Below are 17,641 nucleotides of genomic sequence, written 5' to 3' on the forward strand. Positions count from 1 at the left end.
GCATCAAAAGGGCAGACCCGGCTCCCGTTCCTCGGCCGCATCCGGCTCTTCCGGCGCCGATCCCAAGGCGGACAGGGTCAACCCCAGCAGGCGGATACCGCTCGCCAGCGGCATCTGCTGCGCCAACAATTCGTCGCCGATCGCCCGGAACCGGTCGCGGTCCGCAACCGGCACGCTGCTCGATCGGGCTCGCGTGATGGTGCGGAAGTCGGAAAAGCGCAGCTTTAACGTCACCGTCCGCCCACGCGCGCCGTGTCGCTCCACCCGCACCCATGCCGCATCCGCGACCCGGTCCAGCGCCTCGGACAACGCGGCGGGATCGATCAGGTCCGTCTCGAACGTCCGCTCCGCACCGATCGATTTCGCAGGCCGGTCGACGCGCACCGGGCGATGATCCTCGCCCCGCGCCGCGCCGTGCAGATAGGCGGCGTGGCTGCCGAAATGCTGCTGAAGGAACGGCAGGTCGCGCGCGCGCAGGTCCGCACCAGTCTGTATGCCCAGCCCCTCCATCCGGCGCGCGGTCACCGGTCCGACCCCATGGAACCGCGACACCGGCAGTGCGGCGACAAAGGCGGCGCCCTTGCCCGGCGGAATGACGCAAAGGCCGTCCGGCTTGTTCTGGTCGGACGCCAGCTTGGCGATGAACTTGTTATAGCTGACGCCCGCCGACGCGGTCAGTCCGGTCGTTTCGCGGATACGCGCCCGGATGTCCTCCGCGATGGCCCGCGCGGAACCCAGCCCGCGCAGGTCCTCCGTCACGTCCAGATAGGCCTCGTCCAGCGACAATGGCTCAATCAGCGGCGTGTAGTCGGCAAAGATCGCGCGGATCTGCGCCGACACCGCCCGATACACATCGAAGCGCGGCGGCACGAACACCAGTTCGGGACAGCGCCGGATCGCGGTCACCGACGGCATGGCGGACCTGACGCCGAACGCCCGCGCCTCGTAACTCGCCGCCGCCACCACGCCCCGTGCCCGCGACCCGCCGACCGCGACCGGCCGCCCACGCAACGCCGGATCGTCGCGCTGTTCGACGCTGGCGTAAAAGGCGTCCATGTCGACATGGATCACCTTGCGCGCGCGGGTGGCGTCGGTCGTCATGCCGGCGTCGCCCGGCCGCCCCGCTTACTTCTTGATGAGCCCGATCTCGACCAGCCGCTCGTGCAGGTAATCGTGCGCGGTGATCGGGGTCGGGTAGCGGTCGGGATTTTCCGCCGACACGCAGCCGGGGAGCGTCTCGATCAGGAAATCGGGCGCCGGATGAAGGAAGAACGGCATCGAATAGCGTGAATGGCCACGCCGCTCGACCGGCGGATTGACGACGCGGTGCGTGGTCGAGGGCAGCACATGGTTGGTCAGGCGTTGCAGCATGTCGCCGACATTGACCACCATCGCGCCCTCCGGCGGCTTGATCGCCAGCCATTCGCCGGAATCACGGTCGAGCAGTTCCAGCCCGGCCTCTTCCGCGCCGAGCAGCAGCGTGATGAGGTTGATGTCCTCATGCGCGCCGGCCCGCACCCCCTCCGCATCCGCCGGGATCGGCGGATAGTGCAGCAGGCGCAGCACCGAATTGCCGTCTTTCACCGCCGGATCGAACCAATGCTCATCCAGCCCGAGATACAGCGCGATCGCCGACAGCAACCGGTCGCCCGCCCGGTCAAACGCGGCGAACAGGTCGACGAACGTGTCGCGGAACCCTTCGGGCCGGTCGGGCCAGATGTTGCCCGGCATGTCCCCCGCGAAGCGATGCCCCTCGGGCAGTTCGCGACCGACATGCCAGAACTCCTTCAGGTCGACATGCTTGGCGTCCTTGGCGATCTCGGTCTTGAAGGGGGTGTAGCCGCGCGCGCCACCCGCGCCCGGTACATGATACGCGCGCTTCTCCTCCTCGGGCAGCGCGAACAGCGCCTCCGTCTGCTGCCAGGCGCGACCGATCAGGTCCTGCGGCACGCCATGGTCGGCGACGATCGCGAAGCCGAAGCGCTGGAACGATCGACCGAACGCCTGCGCGAACGCCGCCGGGTCGCGGGCCTGGTCTGCAAGGCTGAGCGTCGGAACCTGTGCGGAGGCGGTATCGGGCATGAAGTCGGTGTCCAAGGCGTAGGAGCGAATGCCTCGCTTACATAGGAAGTCGGCACCTCGCGCAACAGTGTTGCGCGCCTCGCCGGAACCCCGCCGCCGCCCCGCCGTTCGCGCTGTGTTGTTCGACGCAAGAGGAGCAGATGATGGGCGGCCACCAGATACCGGGCATGGGTTCGGGCGACGACGGCTATGATGAAGAGGGCTATGACGAGAGCCAGCGCGCGGAAATCCTGGAGGCGACCCGCAATGGGCCGACAGACGGCGTGTTGCTGACCGATCTCGATCCCGATCTCGGCGACGACGATGAAGAGGATGAGCCGATCGACGAACTCGACATGGATTCGGAGGAAGTCGGCGAAACCGATGCCAGCGTCGCCATGGACCAGGACGATGTAGACGAGGACGAGGTCCAGGACGACTTCGACAACGACACGTTGGATGAGGACGAGGATCTGGACGACGCCGATGATGCGGCATTGAAGCCCTGAGAACGAAAAATGTCAGGCGGTGCACGGTGATCGCGCCCGCCTCACATTCGAGCGTGTGCACCACCCTGTCACACGCTCCGAGACGCTCAACCGACGTCTTGCCCTTATATCGCCCCATCAGCGCCATGGTTCGTTCACGCGACTGACAGGAACCGTTGCTGCGCTGCAACACCTGCTGCTTTCATGCCCGTTGCTCGCTTTTTCCGTGCAACCGTCGGGGATGCCCATGGTTGTGCAAGGCCTCGGCCAGGCGGCGCGTGAAGCGACCCTCTCCCGACAAGAGCAACAGGTTTAAAGGTTTTTCCCATGCGTAAGCTTTCCATCGCCGCCGCCGTTGCGGCTGGCTTCCTCGCCGTTCCCGCGATCGCGCAGGACATGTCGACTACCGACACCTCGGCCATGCCGACCGCCGACGCCGCTCCCGGCGAAGCGGCCGCTCCCGACGGTTCGAAGGCGTTCGGCATCGATCCGTACTTCGGCGTCATGGGCGGTTGGGAAGGCTTCGATCGTCGCGTCGGCCACGGCGTGCCTGACACGGCCATCGGCGGTCGCAAGCTGCAGGGCGGCATCGTGACGGGCGTGGTCGGCGCCAACGTGCCGCTCGGCCCCGTGTTCGTCGGCGCCGAGGGCGAAGTGACCAAGGGCTTCGACGGCGCGATCGACTGGGGCTACGGCGCCGCCGGCCGCTTCGGCTTCCGCGCTGGCGACAGCGGCCTCTTCTACGGCAAGGTCGGCTATCGCTGGGTCAACTTCGACCGGTTCGGCAAGGATAGTCCGGACTACGGCGCCGTTACCTACGGCATCGGCTTCGAGGCAGGCCCGAAGGACATCGGCCTGAAGGGGATCACGGGCAACGCCGGCTTCCGCCTGCGCGGCGAAGTGTCGACCTTCGGTTCGGCCAAGAGCTTCCGCCCGATGCTCGGTGTGGTGAGCCACTTCTGATCGCTCCGGCCGCAACCGGCCGGATGATCTGAAAAAAGGGGCGGGGTGCGGCGATGGTCGCACCCCGCCTTTTTGCTGTCCGGGCGGCTTCCTAAATGGAACGGCATGGCCGGACGGGTGAAGCGCAAGGCGGGATTGGCGCAGGCGGCGATCCTGGTCGCGCGCAACGGGCCCGCGACGGCATGCGCGCTGTGCGACCGCCCGCTGGGCGCGAAGGTGGAGTGGCACCACCGCATCCCGAAGAGCCAGGGCGGCACGCAGACGGTGCCCGTGCATCCGATCTGCCATCGCACCATCCACGCCCTGGTCGCCAATGCGGATCTGGCCCGCGACTATGCCGACCTGGACGTGCTCCGCGCGCGCGACGACGTCGCGCGTTACCTCCGCTGGATCGCGGACAAGCCGCCAGATTTCCACGCACCGACACGGCGGGGTCGTTGACGGTCTGCGTCCGCAAGATCGAATCGGTCCGTCATCGCCTCATGCCTGGCCCGGCTAAACGAGCGCTGCGTTATTGCGCCATGGCATTGGCGATCGTCGACAGATCGGCGGCAGTCACCGTCTCTCCGGTCGCATCCGCCGCGTTGCCCTGTTGCTGCGAGCGGGAATGCGGAGCCGATCCGGCCATTTCCACCGCGAACCACACCACCCCGGCCGCCCAGAACAGCGCGGCCTTGCGGCTGCGGAACAGGCGCGGCGAGGGATCATCATGTCCGCCCAGTAAGCCTGTTCCCCTTGCCGAAGCTTTAAGGGCGACGGTGCGCGACGCAATCTGAACCGGAATGGAGCCAGGGTGGCGTCGTCGCCACCACCGCGGCGGCGATCCTCGCCCGTGCGGCGGCTCGGGCGCGCACTAGGGCGGCATGGTTCGCTCTTCACTCAACACCCGCCGCCGCGGGCCTGCCCGTCCGGCTCACCGCCGGTCCGCGGCCCTGCTCGCCCTTGTCTGCGCGATCGGTGTCGCGTTGGTGACCGTGACGCTTCCCTCAAGTCGCGCCTTTGCAGGCCCGCCTTCCGCCATGAGCACCATCATGGGCAGCGGACATTTCGGCCTGTGCGTCCGTGGCGTGCACCGCGACTGCGTGGTGGACGGGGACACCTTCCGCATCGATGGGGAACGGGTCCGGATCGCAGACATCGACACGCCCGAAATCCATCCCGCCCGCTGCGCGTTGGAGGCGGAGCTGGGCTGGGCCGCCACGCTGCGGCTTCAGGCGATGCTCAACACGGGTCCCGTGACGCTGGTGCCGATCGATCGCGACCGGGACCGCTACGGCCGCCTGCTCCGCCGTGTCGAGCGCGATGGCCGGTCGCTCGGCGCGGTGTTGGTGGCGGAGGGGCTGGCGCGGCCATGGCAGGGGCGTCGCCGGCCCTGGTGCGAGGACGCCTGATCCGACCGGTGCTTGGTCTGGTCTAGGCGTGACGGCCGCACCATGCGGCCCAGAAACCTCGGATGGGCGCCGCATTGCGAAAAGGCGGGTCAGCCAAAACCGACCCGCCTTTCCATCTTATCCGATCATTCCGCCGCGACGCCGGCGCTGGCGAACATGTCGCCTTCTTCCGCCGCATCCTCGTTGGCGATCTTCACGCTCTTCGCCTTCTGACGCTTTTCGAAGCTGTCCCACACGTCGGACCACTGGCCACGCGTCGCCGCTTTCGAATATTCGGTCGCGCGCGTCTCGAAGAAGTTCGCGTGCTCGACCCCGTTCAACAGCGGCGTCAGCCAGGGCAGGGGATGCTCGTCGATCATGTAGATCGGCTTCAGGCCCAGCTGTCCCATGCGCCAGTCGGCGATGTAGCGGATGTACTTCTTGATGTCCTTGGGCGTCATGCCGTTCACCGGCCCCATCTCGAACGCAAGGTCGATGAACGCATCCTCCAGCCGGATGGTCGTCTGGCACTGGTCCGCGATGTCGTCCTTCACCGCCTTGGTCAGGCAGTTCCGCTCCTTCACGAAGGTGTGGAACAGCTGGATGATCCCCTCGCAGTGCAGGCTTTCGTCGCGCACCGACCATGACACGATCTGACCCATGCCCTTCATCTTGTTGAAGCGCGGGAAGTTCATCAGCATCGCGAACGACGCGAACAACTGCACCCCTTCGGTAAAGCCGCCGAACATCGCCAGCGTGCGCGCGATATCCTCATCGGAATCGACGCCGAACTTCTGCAGGTAATCGTGCTTGTCCTTCATCTCGGCATATTCGAGGAACATGCCGTATTCGCTTTCCGGCATGCCGATCGTGTCGAGCAGGTGCGAATAGGCGGCGATGTGGACCGTTTCCATGTTGCTGAACGCGGCCAGCATCATCTTGATCTCGGTCGGCTTGAACACGCGGCCGTATTTCTCGTGGTAGCAGTCCTGCACCTCGACATCCGCCTGGGTGAAAAAGCGGAAGATCTGCGTCAGCAGGTTGCGCTCGTGATGGGTCAGCTTCTGCGCCCAGTCGCGGCAATCCTCGCCCAACGGCACTTCTTCGGGCAGCCAGTGGACCTGCTGCTGGCGCTTCCAGAATTCATAGGCCCAGGGGTATTCGAACGGCTTGTAGGTCTTGCGGGCGTCGAGAAGGGACATGGCGTTGCTCCGGCCTTTATCGTGTCTTGGAAAGCGGTGGGGTGCCGGCCGACGCGTCGGCGGCGTGAACGGAAACAGAGTGGCGTGGCGGCGATGCCGCCATGCCGCGCGCCGATGATGCGGCGGCTCGGTTGGAACGGCGCATCATGGCTCCAGGCTCCATTGCTGCATCGCCCAGGCGGACGCGGCCAGCACGAACCCGGCGGCGAGCAGCATCACGCCGGCCATGCGGAACACATAGACCCTGGCAGGGCCGCTCGGCCGGAACAGCGCCAGCAACAGGCCGGTGCCGACCAGCGCCAGCACCGCGGCGACGGCGAACATGATCAGGACCTGCCAGCTCATGCGGCTAGCCGCAGGTCGCACGCGACCATGCATCCAAACCGCGACCCGCTCGTTCCGCCCCCGACCTTATCGAAGGAGTTCAAGCAATGGTCGACGTCAGCCAGATTCAGGAACATGCCGAAGTGATCGGCGCGGACGGCACGCATGTCGGCACCGTGGACCATGTCCAGGGCGACCGCATCAAGCTGACCAAGAACGACAGCCCGCAGACTGAGGACGGTCAGGGCGCGAAGCACCACTTCATCTCGATCGGCCTGGTCGCCGACATCGAGGATGGCAAGGTACGTCTGTCCGCGAACGGCGCCGAGGCGGTGCAGTTCGAGGAAGAGGAATAAGCCGCCCGCCGCACGATTGACGTGCGGCGACGCCCCGGTCCGCCCCTTTGCGAAAAGGGTGCGGGCCGGGGCTTTTTCGTATCCGGAGGACGAACGACGCGCCGCTGCGGCGCGCGCGGTCAGTAGGGTCGCTGCACGCTGGGGTCGTGCGACTTCACCACGTCGTTTCCGACGCCGCTCGCCACCGTGTACCACAGCGCGATGCAGGTCAGCCAACCCAGGTTGAACAGGACCAGGAACAGCCACACCCGCCCATGCGGCTGCGCCCGCTTGCCAGGTCCGGCCAGCATCTCGTTGCGCCCGCTCTTCGCCTTGTCGCGGAACAGCGCGGCGACCGATCGCGCGTTGATCAGCAACCATGCGCCGGACACCAGGGTCACGACGATGGCCAGCGTGAGCAGGGCCGGGAACGTTCCGATGGGCATGACGGGTCTCCTCCTGTTGAGCGACCGTCACCAAGGCATGATCCGCCCTCATGATCTTTGATCCAGATCACGCAGGCTGATTGCACGCATCTCCATCGGCGTCATCGAACGGCACCCGGTTGCCGACGTCCGGCTCGCAATCCGTGCGGATGATCGTGGCGGGATTGCCCGCGACCACCGATCGCGGCGGTACGTCCTTCACCACCACCGCACCCGCCAGGATGCGACTGCCCGCGCCGATCCGCACGTCGCCCGCGACCACCGCGTGCGGTCCCAGGAACACGTCGTCCCCGATCACCGGAAAGCCGGAGGTGCGCGTGCCGTCGGGATGGATCCGGTCGCCCCGGCCCAGCGTCACGCCGTGGAACAGCGTCACGTTGCGGCCGATGCGAACCGCCGCGTTCACCACGATGCCGATGCTGTGCGCGATCAGCAGCCCCGGTCTCACCTGCGTGCGGATCGGCAGGTCTCTCCCCGCCTGCCGCGACGCTTGTCGATGGCACAGCCACAACAGCGGCCGGATCAACCGTCCCGGCCGCGTGTCCCGCGTGCCGTGATACAGGCGCAATGTCACGATCGGTCGAAATCCCGGATCGCGCAGATAAAGCTTGGCCGCCCGAGCCCATCCGAACCGCCCGAACTGCCGATGCACGTCCGCCGCGATCATCGTGGTTCCTGCCCGCTAATGACCGATCGTCATTAACCCACATCGATGACAGTCCCGATTCCATGCGCCGCGCCCGACCTCGTGAATTCAACGGTTCGCGGAAATGTGGTGCGAATGCGCGGCAGGCCGCATGCACATGCCCGGTGACGGCGGGCCGTGCGCCCGCCGCCCTGCCGCCGATCACTGACAGGCGAGGCATTCGTCATAGTCGGTCGACTCGCCCAGGCTGAACTGGGGCTTGTCGATGGTGTTGTCCGCCTCGACCCCGCCCTGGCCCTCAGATCCGGCGAAACCGGCGCGCTGCACCGACTTGGACCGCAGGTAATAGAGCGACTTGATGCCCAGTTCCCAGGCGCGGAAATGGAGCATCAGCAGGTCCCATTTCTCGACATCCGCCGGGATGAACAGGTTCAGCGACTGCGCCTGGTCGATATAGGGCGTGCGGTCGCCGGCCAGTTCCAGCAGCCAGCGCTGATCGATCTCGAAGCTGGTCTTGTAGCAGTCCTTTTCCTCCGGGCTGAGGAACTCCAGGTGCTGGACGCTGCCGCCCTGCTCCAGGATGGAGTTCCACACCGCGTCGGTGTTCTTGGCCTTCTCGATCAGCAGCTTTTCGAGATACGGGTTCTTGACCACGAAGCTGCCCGACAGCGTCTTGTGGGTGTAGATGTTGGCCGGGATCGGCTCGATGCAGGCCGACGTGCCGCCGCAGATGATGGAGATCGACGCGGTCGGCGCGATCGCCATCTTGCAGCTGAAACGCTCCATCACGCCCATGTCGGCCGCGTCGGGGCAGGGGCCGCGTTCGACCGCAAGCTGCATCGACGCCTCGTCCACCTGCGCCTTGATGTGCTTGAAGATGCGCAGGTTCCACGATTTCGCCATCGCGCCTTCGAACGGCAGACCGCGCGCCTGGAGGAAGGAGTGGAAGCCCATCACGCCCAGGCCCACCGACCGCTCGCGGCCCGCGGAATAGGCGGCGCGTTCCATGCCCGGTTCGTGACGCTCGATATAATCCTGCAGCACGTTGTCGAGGAAGCGCATCACGTCCTCGATGAAGCCGGGAGCATCCTTCCACTGGTCCCAGGTCTCGAGATTCAGCGACGACAGGCAGCACACGGCGGTGCGGTCGTTGCCCAGATGATCCTTGCCGGTCGGCAGCGTGATCTCCGAACACAGGTTGGAGGTCGACACCTTCAGCCCCAGGTCGCGGTGATGCTTGGGCATGGTGCGGTTCACATGGTCGGCGAACACGATGTACGGCTCGCCCGTCGCCAGCCGGGTCTCGACCAGCTTCTGGAACAGCGCGCGCGCGTCGACCCGTGCCCGCTCCGACCCGTCCTTGGGGGAACGCAGCACCCATTCCTCGCCCTCGCGCACCGCCTCCATGAAGGCGTCGGTGACCAGCACGCCGTGATGCAGGTTCAGCGCCTTGCGGTTGAAGTCGCCGCTGGGCTTGCGGATCTCCAGGAACTCCTCGATCTCCGGATGGCTGATGTCGAGATAGCAGGCCGCGGATCCACGGCGCAGCGATCCTTGGCTGATCGCCAGCGTCAGCGAGTCCATCACGCGCACGAACGGGATGATGCCGCTGGTCTTGCCGTTCAGCCCGACCGGCTCGCCGATCCCGCGCACATTGCCCCAATAGGTGCCGATGCCGCCGCCCCGGCTGGCCAGCCAGACATTCTCGTTCCACGTCTGGACGATGCCGTCCAGGCTGTCGGGCACCGAGTTCAGGTAGCAGCTGATGGGCAGGCCGCGCCCGGTGCCGCCGTTTGACAGCACGGGCGTCGCGGGCATGAACCACAAGCGGCTGATATAATCGTAGATGCGCTGCGCATGCGCCGCGTCGTCGGCATAGGCGGAGGCGACGCGGACGAAGAGGTCCTGATAGCTCTCGCCCGGCAGCAGGTAGCGGTCGTTCAGCGTTTCCTTGCCGAAATCGGTCAACAGCGCGTCGCGGCCATGATCGACCTCGACCGGATAGGGCTGCGGGCGCACCGACTTGCTGTCGCGCTCTGCCGGTTGCGTGGATGCGGTGCCGTTTGCAGCGGCGGTTTCACCAGCCGCCCCGCCAGCCATTTCGATCGTGTCGGTCGCCATGTCGCTGTCCCTGAAATCCACTGAACGCTCCTCACCCGCCGGGTCGAATCGGCAGGCACCCGATTGTAGCCGAAGGAAGAACAAACAGGGACCGCTTTCTGCCGTGACCGGCGCAGGGCGGCACGGCCCGCGCGGAGGCGGAGCGATGTGTCTGAACTATCGGTTGGGGCCACCCCCGGCGTTGAACACAAGGATTAGTGGCAGGGCCGGCGGCGTCAACACCAATTGTGGGGGTCGAAATCGTCGTCCCGGGTCGGAGAGCGGCCGACGCGTGGATTCATGCCGGGTCGCGGAAAGGCAATATGGTGCGGAAAATATTTACCGTCCAGCACCCGCGCGATCACCGAAGGAGCAGCACCTCCAACGCGACCAGACCGGCGACCGCGATCGCCATCTGCCATGGCCGCAAATGCGCGAAGAAGCGTGGCGCGGTGCCGCCGCGCGCCGCGACGGGATCATAGGCGGCGATGCTGGCATAGCCCAGGATCAACAACGCCACGCCGATCACCGCCGGCAGTACCAGGGCCGCGATCCCGCACCAGAATCGCAGCGCCATCGCCGCCAACTGGCCCCAGCGCGCGCCGCCCTCGGTGAAGAAGCTCAGGCCCCGCGTCACCCCGGCGAGAAAGATCAGGATCGCAGCGCCCCAGATCCGCGTCGCCTCCGCGGCATAGGGGATGCCCGCCCACGCCATCCCCGCAAGCAGCGCGATGACGCAGGCCGGGCCGTAGCCGAGCAGCAGCTCCAGCGGCTGCGTCCGCTCCGGCGTGTCGACGCGTGGCGATCCCATGGATGCGGGCGGCCGGATCAGCGCGGCGACACGCGCCAGATCACGTTGGCCAAGTCGTCCGCGATCAACAGCGCGCCGCTGCGGTCGACGGCCACACCGACCGGGCGGCCGCGCGCATGATTCTCGCCATCCAGAAAGCCGGTGACCACGTCCACCGCCTTGCCCGAAGGCCTGCCGTTCTGGAACGGCACCCACACCACCTTGTACCCGTTGAAATGGCCGCGATCCCAGCTGCCATGTTCGCCGATAAAGGCACCGCCGCGGAATTGCGGCATCGACGCGCCCTGGTAGAAGGCGAGGCTGAGCGGCGCGACGTGCGACGACAGGCTGTAATCGGGCATGACCGCACGCGAGACCATGTCCGGCCGCTCCGGCTTGACGCGCGGATCGACGTGCTTGCCCCAATAGCTGTAGGGCCAGCCATAGAACGCCCCCGGCGTCACCGAGGTGAGATAGTCGGGCACCAGATCGGGGCCCAGCTCGTCACGCTCGTTCACCACCGTCCACAGCCGCTTCGTCGCCGGCTCGAACGTCAGGCCGTTGGGGTTGCGCAGCCCGGTTGCGTAGTTGCGGTGCGCGCCGGTCGCCCGGTCCACTTCCCAGATGCGGGCGCGGTCCTTTTCGGCCTCCATGCCGTTTTCGGTGATGTTCGAATTCGACCCGATGCCGACATACAGCTTGCTTCCATCGGGGCCGGCGGTCAGGCTCTTGGTCCAATGATGGTTGATCGGACCGCCGGGCAGGTCGGTCAGGATCGTGCCCGGCGCGGTCACCCGAGTCTGTCCGGTTTGATAGGGGAAGTGGACGATCGCGTCGGTGTTGGCGACGTACAGGTCGCTGCCGACCAGCGCGACGCCGAACGGCGACACCAGATGGTCGAGGAACACCGACCGCGTCTCCGCCCGCCCGTCGCCGTCGGCATCGCGCAGCAACGTGATCTGGTCGGCGCCCTTCACCTTGGAATGGCCGAAGCCCTGGATCCAGTTGACCAGGATATCCTTCGGCCGGGACACCGGCTCCTGCGGACCCTTCGGCTCCACCGCCAGCACGTCGCCATTGGGCAGCACGAACAGCTCGCGCACGTTCTTCATGCCGGTGGCGAATGCTTCGACCTTCAGCCCCGCCGGGACCGTCGGAGTTGCGTTGCCCCAGGGCGCCGGCCGGGCGATATGCATCGGCGGCACCAGGAACTGGTTCTGTTCGGGCAGGTGCGGGTTGGGGCCCAGCTGCGACGAGGCATCACCGCCCGCGCCGCTGCATGCCGCCAGCGCGATCGTGAGCGCCAGCCCCGACCATGTTGCAAGAGCGCGCGACATCAGCGGACCTCCTCGACAACGGCTTCGTCGCGCACGGTGTACCCGACCCAGCTCGTGATCCAGGCAAGCAGCGTGACGATCACCGACAGCGTCAGTCCGGTCGGCACCACGGACGTCCAGGCATCCCGGCTGTGGACGAAGCCGTTGATGATCCCCAGCAACAGCATCGCCAGCGTGCCCAGCCCATGCGCCAGGTCGGCCGCGCCCCGCCTGCGCCGCGACGTGCGGTGCCGCCGCATGAGCAGCGCGTCGACGATGCCAGCCACCGCCGCCAGCACCCCCGCCGCGCACCCGCCGGCGATCAGCCACACGGCGAAATTCGCCCACTGCATGTTCGCACTGTTGGCATAGGCGATGTCGGCGACCAGCGCCGCCGTGAACAGAGCCAGCGGGAACGCGGACAGGATGCCGTGAATGGGATGCGATCGGGCGCGCCGGACGCGCGCGGCGGAACCGCCGGTATAGATGCTGGCCATGGCGGTGACACGATCCTTGCTGGAGAGTGAATGGGTTACGTTCGGCGACGCGCTCCGTTCCGAAGCGATGGGCGATGCCCGGCAACTTGCCGCGTCGGCGGTCGGAAACGGCGTGGAGGGCCAGGGACTAAGGGGGTTTCCCGATTGACTTCACGCCCACTCCGCACCCGCCCGGACGCAATAACCTGGATTAAGATCGAATCCGGATGTTTCTGATTTTGTTTAGATTTCCGGATTAGCTCTACGGGAAACACGTAGGGGCAGGAATATGTTTCGTAACCTATCGATCGCACGCAAGCTGGTGATCGCATTCGCTATGCTCATCACGGCTTCGGTGATCTCCAGTCTGTCGGTCTATTCGAACCTGAAGAAGATCGAGGCGTCCGCCGCCGCCAACGACAACAGCATCGTGGTCGCCGAGGCGGGCAAGGCGATGATGGCCGCCGTGCTGGAACAACAGAATGCGGTGCGCGGCTTCGTGGTAGCCAGCGGCAAGGGCGATTTCCTCGCCGCGTTCCGACGCCACCGGGACACGTTCGAAGACGCCGTGGACCGGTTCAAGCATCACACCAAGATGCCCGACCAGGCGGACCGCGCCGAACGGCTGCGCGGCATGGTCCATGAATGGCAGGCGCTGCAACAGCGCAAGATCGCGGCCGACACGGCCAGCGGCTTCCAGGTTCTGGTCGCCGCCGATCAGAACGACCTGAACGCGGTGCGCAAGCTGTCGGCCGAGATGCTGGCCATCCAGGAAAAGGTGATCGCGGACCGCCGGGCGGATCAGGTGTCGACGGGCCATGGCGCGATCGTGTCGCTGATCGTCGGCGAGTTCCTGGCGCTGCTGATCGCGCTGCTGATGGGCTGGGTCCTGACGCGCAGCATCGCGCGCCCCGTGCAGTCGCTGTCAGGCGCGATGCGCTCGCTGGCCGATGGCAAGCTGGACGTGGCGGTGGCGGGAGAGGGGCGCCGCGACGAGATCGGCGACATGGCCTCCACCGTGCTGGTGTTCCAGCGCACGGCCGTGGAAAAGCGGCGCGCCGACACCGAACAGCGCGATGCGGTGGACGCGGTCGCCGGCGGCCTCGGCGCACTGGCCGCGTCCGACCTGACCGCCAGCCTGTCCGGACTGCCCGCCGGCTATCGCAAGCTGGAGGACGACTTCAACGCGGCGGTGGCCGCGCTCAGCCGGGCGATGGGCGCCGTGGCGCGCGGCGCGGACGCCATCCGCACCGGATCGGAGGAGATCAGCACCGCGTCCGGCGACCTGTCCCAGCGCACCGAGCAACAGGCCGCCAGCCTGGCCGAATCTGCGGCGGCGCTGGACGAGGTCACCGTGTCGGTCCGCGACTCGGCTGCGGGTGCGGCGCGTGCGAACGTCATCGTCACCCAAGCGCGCGAGGAAGCGGAGCGCAGCGGCGCGGTGGTGCGCGACACGATCGAGGCGATGGCCGCGATCGAGCGCTCCTCCAAGGAGATCGGCGAGATCATCGGCCTGATCGACGGCATCGCGTTCCAGACCAACCTGCTCGCGCTGAACGCCGGCGTGGAGGCCGCCCGTGCCGGCGACGCCGGCAAGGGCTTCGCGGTGGTCGCGGCAGAGGTGCGCGCCCTCGCCCAGCGGGCAGCCGATGCCGCCAACGACGTAAAGGCGCGGGTCGGCTCCAGCGAGCAACAGGTCGCGCACGGCGCGCGCTTCGTCCGGGAAACCGGCGACGCGCTGGACCGCATCGCCCGGCATGTCGGCGACATCAGCGGCGTGGTGGCCACCATCGCCACCTCCACCGAACAGCAATCGTCCAGCCTGGCACAGGTCAACATCGCTGTGGCGGAGATGGACGGCGTGACCCAGCAGAACGCCGCCATGGTGGAGGAATCCAACGCCGCCACGCGCAGCCTGGCCGGAGAGGCCGACGCGCTCGCCCGTCAGGTCGCCGCCTTCACCCTGCCGCCGACCGATGAGCATCCGGCGCGCATCACCGGCTGGCGCCCCGCGCTCGCCGCCTGAACAGCATAGCATCAGAGCTAGGCACCGCGGCTTCCCCCCTCCCTCGGCTGCGGTGCCGGTCGCGGCGGCGTGTTTTCGGACACGCCGCCGCGATTGAGTCAGGGGGCCGGCCCGCGCTACAGCGGCGACCATGACCACCATCATCCGCGACACCGACCTGATCGAAAGCGTGGCCGACGCGCTTCAGTTCATCAGCTACTACCACCCAATGGATTACATCCGCGCGCTCGGCGACGCCTATGCCGCCGAACAAAGCCCGGCCGCAAAGGACGCGATCGCGCAGATCCTGACCAACAGCCGCATGTGCGCGGAGGGGCATCGCCCGATCTGCCAGGACACCGGCATCGTCACCGTGTTCGTCAAATGGGGACAGAACTGCCGCCTGTCGGGCGACCGCAGCCTGCAGGAGGTCGTCGACGAGGGCGTGCGCCGCGCCTATCTTCACCCCGAAAACCGGCTGCGCGCCTCCATCCTGGCCGACCCGGCCTTCACCCGCCGTAACACGCGCGACAACACGCCCAGCGTGCTTCACGTCGAGATGGTGCCCGGTGACACGGTGTCGATCGACGTCGCGGCCAAGGGCGGCGGGTCGGAGAACAAGTCCAAGTTCAAGATGATGAACCCGTCCGATTCGATCGTCGACTGGGTGCTGGAGATGATCCCCCAGATGGGCGCCGGCTGGTGCCCGCCCGGCATGCTGGGCATCGGCATCGGCGGCACCGCGGAAAAGGCGATGCTGCTCGCCAAGGAATCGCTGATGGGCCAGATCGACATGGCCCAGCTGAAACAGCGGGGTCCGCGCGACGACCTGGAGGCGCTGCGCATCGAGATCTTCGACAAGGTCAATGCGCTGGGCATCGGCGCGCAGGGGCTGGGCGGCCTGTCCACCATCCTCGACGTCAAGATCATGGACTGGCCGACGCATGCCGCGTCGAAGCCGGTGGCGATGATCCCCAACTGCGCCGCCACCCGCCACGCGCATGTCACGCTCGATGGCTCCGGCCCGGTCTTCCTCGAAACGCCCAAGCTGTCCGACTGGCCGGACGTGAACTGGACGCCCGACCGTGCGGCGAAGCGGGTCGACCTCGACACCCTGACGCCGGAGGTGGTGCAGGGCTGGAAACAGGGCGACCGCCTGCTGCTGTCGGGCAAGATGCTGACCGGCCGCGACGCTGCGCACAAGCGGATCGCGGACATGCTGGCGGCGGGACAGCCGCTGCCGGTCGAATTTCGTGGCCGCGTCATCTATTATGTCGGCCCCGTCGATCCGGTGGGGCAGGAGGTGGTCGGCCCCGCCGGCCCGACCACCGCGACCCGCATGGACAAGTTCACGCGGATGATGCTCGACCAAGGCCTGCTCGCCATGGTGGGCAAGGCGGAACGCGGCCCGGCGGCGGTGGAGGCCATCCGCGACCACAAGAGCGCCTATCTGATGGCGGTCGGCGGCGCCGCCTATCTGGTCGCCCGCGCGATCAAGGGCAGCAAGGTCGTCGGGTTCGAGGATCTGGGCATGGAGGCGATCTACGAATTCGAGGTGGAGGACTTCCCCGTCACCGTCGCCGTGGACTCGGACGGTGCCAACGTCCACCAGCTGGCGCCGCTGGTCTGGCGGGAAAAGATCGCCCGCGAACGCCTGTTGCAGCCGGCGTGACGCGACGGGGGCGATCGGGGCGCGGCATCGTGTCGCGGGTGAGCGGCGGACCGGCTGGCGTCGCGGTCGGTGTGGCCGGGGCGATGCTGGCGGCCGTGCTCTACGTTCCCGCCGCGCTCGCCTTTCCGTACCGGGCGCAGTTCGGCGCGACCACCGTGCTGTCGGACGTGCCGATCGCACCCAACATGCCCGCCGTGCTGGCACGTGCCGACCGGCTGCTCGCCGCCAGTCCGATCGATCAACCGGGGATCGCGCGCACGGTGGTGCTGACCGACGGCGGGTGGCGCTGGCGCGTCCTGTCGCTGACCGCGGCGGGCGGCTTCGGGTTGCGACGCCCCTTCGGCACCGTGCTCACCTTCAACCGCAGCGACGTGGCCGCCGACCGCGTGTTCAACGACGCGCCGGTCGCCAACCAACGCACGCTGTCGGGCACCATCGCCCATGAGACCACGCATATCCTGGTCGCCCGCCATGTCGGCGAGTGGCGCGAGCCCTTTTTGCCAAGCTGGAAAGCCGAAGGATATGCCGACTACGTCTCGCAGGAGAGCAGTTTGAAGCCCGGCGATGCCGCGCGGCTGCGCGCGAGCGACCCCCATGCGCCGGCGCTGGCCTATTTCGACGCACGCCGCCGCGTCGCGGCCGAGCTGGCCCGCAACGGCGGATCGGTGGACAGGCTGTTCGGCCTGTGACCCGCCCGCGCGTCCTGTTCGGCGATCACAGCACCCAGATGCCGGCGATCCGCCAGTTCGTGGATCACACGCGTTTCGACGTCTCGTTCGCCGAATTCGCCGACATCGATTTTCTCGCCTACGACCTGATCGTACCGCTCCGCATCGATCAGTTCGCCCCCGCACGCGTCGCCAATGCGGACGGGCGGCGGCGCGCGGTGTTGCCGGATGCGGAGCTGCTCGACCTTTGCGACGACAAGCTGGCGTTTAACCGCCGGCTGATCGACCTCGGCTTCGGCGCCTTCGTGCCCGACCTCCTGGGCGACGCGCCCGACACCTATCCCTATATCCGCAAGAGCCGGCGCGGCGACTATGGCCAGGGCATCCGCATGGTGCGCGCGCCCGGCGAAGACGCACCGCTCCCCGACAGTTTCTGCCAGCGCGCCGTGGCGGGAGCGGACGAGGAGGTGCTGCACCTGCTGCGCGTCGATGGCCGGGTCCGCTATGCGCTCGCCTATCGCTACACCATGGCCGGGGCGCTGGCGGTGCGCGGGGCGGCCGACCGACCGGTGACCACCGTGCCGGCCGACATCGCCACCGCGCTGGAGCCATGCACCGCGATGCTGGACGCGCTGGGGTTCGAGGGCACGTGCTGCTTCAACTACAAGATCGAGGATGATCGCCCGATGATCCTGGAACTGAACCCGCGCTTCGGTGGATCGTTGGTGGGCGAGGTGAGCGCCTATCTCGACGCGCATCTGGCCGCCCTCTGACCCCTG

Annotated in this window: 20 protein-coding genes; 9 read left to right on the forward strand and 11 right to left on the reverse strand. The window is 67.3% G+C overall.

Annotated features, from left to right (window positions below; all coding sequences use genetic code 11):
- Positions 1 to 3: 3 nt before the first annotated feature.
- Together dinB and BMX37_RS05700 are read right to left on the reverse strand one after the other, a co-directional pair.
- The gene (dinB, locus tag BMX37_RS05695) at positions 4 to 1,101 is read right to left on the reverse strand and encodes a DNA polymerase IV (RefSeq protein ID WP_093664513.1); all 1,098 of its coding nucleotides are present in this window, start codon (positions 1,099 to 1,101) and stop codon (positions 4 to 6) included.
- Positions 1,102 to 1,125: 24 nt separating this feature from the next.
- Positions 1,126 to 2,082 (reverse strand): isopenicillin N synthase family dioxygenase, encoded by a 957-nt coding sequence (locus BMX37_RS05700; RefSeq protein WP_093664810.1) that lies wholly within the window; start codon positions 2,080 to 2,082, stop codon positions 1,126 to 1,128.
- Positions 2,083 to 2,225: 143 nt separating this feature from the next.
- Between BMX37_RS05700 and BMX37_RS05705 the strand changes: the two genes are divergently transcribed.
- The 3 genes from BMX37_RS05705 (at position 2,226) to BMX37_RS05715 (ending at position 3,953) form a co-directional block, all read left to right on the forward strand.
- Positions 2,226 to 2,570 carry a DNA primase gene (locus BMX37_RS05705; protein WP_093664812.1) on the forward strand — a complete coding sequence of 115 codons (345 nt, stop codon included), beginning with the start codon at positions 2,226 to 2,228 and terminating at the stop codon, positions 2,568 to 2,570.
- Positions 2,571 to 2,876: 306 nt separating this feature from the next.
- Complete coding sequence (locus BMX37_RS05710) at positions 2,877 to 3,512, forward strand: opacity protein (RefSeq protein ID WP_093664514.1); 636 nt, start codon at positions 2,877 to 2,879, stop codon at positions 3,510 to 3,512.
- A 105-nt stretch (positions 3,513 to 3,617) separates the two neighbouring features.
- Complete coding sequence (locus tag BMX37_RS05715) at positions 3,618 to 3,953, forward strand: HNH endonuclease (protein ID WP_244501413.1); 336 nt, start codon at positions 3,618 to 3,620, stop codon at positions 3,951 to 3,953.
- A gap of 70 nt (positions 3,954 to 4,023) precedes the next feature.
- On the opposite strand, the gene BMX37_RS18740 is transcribed toward BMX37_RS05715, so the two are convergent.
- Entirely contained in the window at positions 4,024 to 4,161 is a 138-nt protein-coding gene (locus BMX37_RS18740; RefSeq protein ID WP_170841861.1) for a hypothetical protein, read from the reverse strand.
- Between the two features lie 370 nt (positions 4,162 to 4,531).
- Here BMX37_RS18740 and BMX37_RS19115 point away from each other — a divergent pair, with 370 nt between their 5' ends.
- Positions 4,532 to 4,903: a thermonuclease family protein gene (locus BMX37_RS19115; RefSeq protein ID WP_342027845.1), complete on the forward strand. Its 372-nt coding sequence runs from the start codon at positions 4,532 to 4,534 to the stop codon at positions 4,901 to 4,903.
- 125 nt (positions 4,904 to 5,028) lie between these two features.
- Here the strand turns inward: BMX37_RS19115 and BMX37_RS05725 are convergent, their stop codons facing one another.
- Positions 5,029 to 6,084, reverse strand: a complete 1,056-nt coding sequence (locus BMX37_RS05725) for a ribonucleotide-diphosphate reductase subunit beta (protein WP_093664516.1) — start codon at positions 6,082 to 6,084, stop codon at positions 5,029 to 5,031.
- 144 nt (positions 6,085 to 6,228) lie between these two features.
- Complete coding sequence (locus BMX37_RS05730; RefSeq protein ID WP_093664517.1) at positions 6,229 to 6,429, reverse strand: hypothetical protein; 201 nt, start codon at positions 6,427 to 6,429, stop codon at positions 6,229 to 6,231.
- A gap of 86 nt (positions 6,430 to 6,515) precedes the next feature.
- Here BMX37_RS05730 and BMX37_RS05735 point away from each other — a divergent pair, with 86 nt between their 5' ends.
- Positions 6,516 to 6,764, forward strand: a complete 249-nt coding sequence (locus BMX37_RS05735) for a DUF2171 domain-containing protein (RefSeq protein WP_093664518.1) — start codon at positions 6,516 to 6,518, stop codon at positions 6,762 to 6,764.
- A gap of 119 nt (positions 6,765 to 6,883) precedes the next feature.
- Here BMX37_RS05735 and BMX37_RS05740 read toward each other — a convergent pair whose 3' ends face one another.
- From BMX37_RS05740 to BMX37_RS05765, 6 genes are all read right to left on the reverse strand, one after another.
- Positions 6,884 to 7,189 (reverse strand): hypothetical protein, encoded by a 306-nt coding sequence (locus tag BMX37_RS05740; protein ID WP_093664519.1) that lies wholly within the window; start codon positions 7,187 to 7,189, stop codon positions 6,884 to 6,886.
- Positions 7,190 to 7,256: 67 nt separating this feature from the next.
- Positions 7,257 to 7,856, reverse strand: a complete 600-nt coding sequence (locus tag BMX37_RS05745) for a serine O-acetyltransferase (protein WP_093664520.1) — start codon at positions 7,854 to 7,856, stop codon at positions 7,257 to 7,259.
- Positions 7,857 to 8,036: 180 nt separating this feature from the next.
- A complete protein-coding gene (locus BMX37_RS05750; protein ID WP_244501414.1) occupies positions 8,037 to 9,956 on the reverse strand; it encodes a ribonucleoside-diphosphate reductase subunit alpha in 1,920 nt (639 codons plus the stop codon).
- A gap of 340 nt (positions 9,957 to 10,296) precedes the next feature.
- On the reverse strand, positions 10,297 to 10,746 hold the full coding sequence (locus BMX37_RS05755; protein ID WP_093664522.1) for a DUF3429 domain-containing protein: 450 nt from the start codon (positions 10,744 to 10,746) through the stop codon (positions 10,297 to 10,299).
- A gap of 17 nt (positions 10,747 to 10,763) precedes the next feature.
- On the reverse strand, positions 10,764 to 12,062 hold the full coding sequence (locus BMX37_RS05760; protein ID WP_093664523.1) for a PQQ-dependent sugar dehydrogenase: 1,299 nt from the start codon (positions 12,060 to 12,062) through the stop codon (positions 10,764 to 10,766).
- A complete protein-coding gene (locus tag BMX37_RS05765) occupies positions 12,062 to 12,538 on the reverse strand; it encodes a DUF2231 domain-containing protein (RefSeq protein ID WP_093664524.1) in 477 nt (158 codons plus the stop codon). Before BMX37_RS05765 ends, BMX37_RS05760 begins: the two co-directional genes overlap by 1 nt.
- A gap of 268 nt (positions 12,539 to 12,806) precedes the next feature.
- Between BMX37_RS05765 and BMX37_RS05770 the strand changes: the two genes are divergently transcribed.
- From BMX37_RS05770 to BMX37_RS05785, 4 genes are all read left to right on the forward strand, one after another.
- A complete protein-coding gene (locus BMX37_RS05770; RefSeq protein ID WP_093664525.1) occupies positions 12,807 to 14,543 on the forward strand; it encodes a methyl-accepting chemotaxis protein in 1,737 nt (578 codons plus the stop codon).
- Positions 14,544 to 14,673: 130 nt separating this feature from the next.
- Positions 14,674 to 16,194, forward strand: coding sequence for a fumarate hydratase (locus tag BMX37_RS05775; RefSeq protein ID WP_093664526.1), 1,521 nt, complete (start codon positions 14,674 to 14,676; stop codon positions 16,192 to 16,194).
- Positions 16,191 to 16,883, forward strand: a complete 693-nt coding sequence (locus tag BMX37_RS05780; RefSeq protein WP_093664527.1) for a hypothetical protein — start codon at positions 16,191 to 16,193, stop codon at positions 16,881 to 16,883. The genes BMX37_RS05775 and BMX37_RS05780 overlap by 4 nt, the downstream gene beginning before the upstream one ends.
- The gene (locus BMX37_RS05785) at positions 16,880 to 17,635 is read left to right on the forward strand and encodes an ATP-grasp domain-containing protein (RefSeq protein ID WP_093664528.1); all 756 of its coding nucleotides are present in this window, start codon (positions 16,880 to 16,882) and stop codon (positions 17,633 to 17,635) included. Before BMX37_RS05780 ends, BMX37_RS05785 begins: the two co-directional genes overlap by 4 nt.
- The last annotated feature ends 6 nt before the right edge of the window (positions 17,636 to 17,641 follow it).

Origin of the sequence: Sphingomonas gellani, assembly GCF_900110035.1 — a bacterium.
GTDB classification, from domain to species: Bacteria; Pseudomonadota; Alphaproteobacteria; order Sphingomonadales; family Sphingomonadaceae; genus Sphingomonas; species Sphingomonas gellani.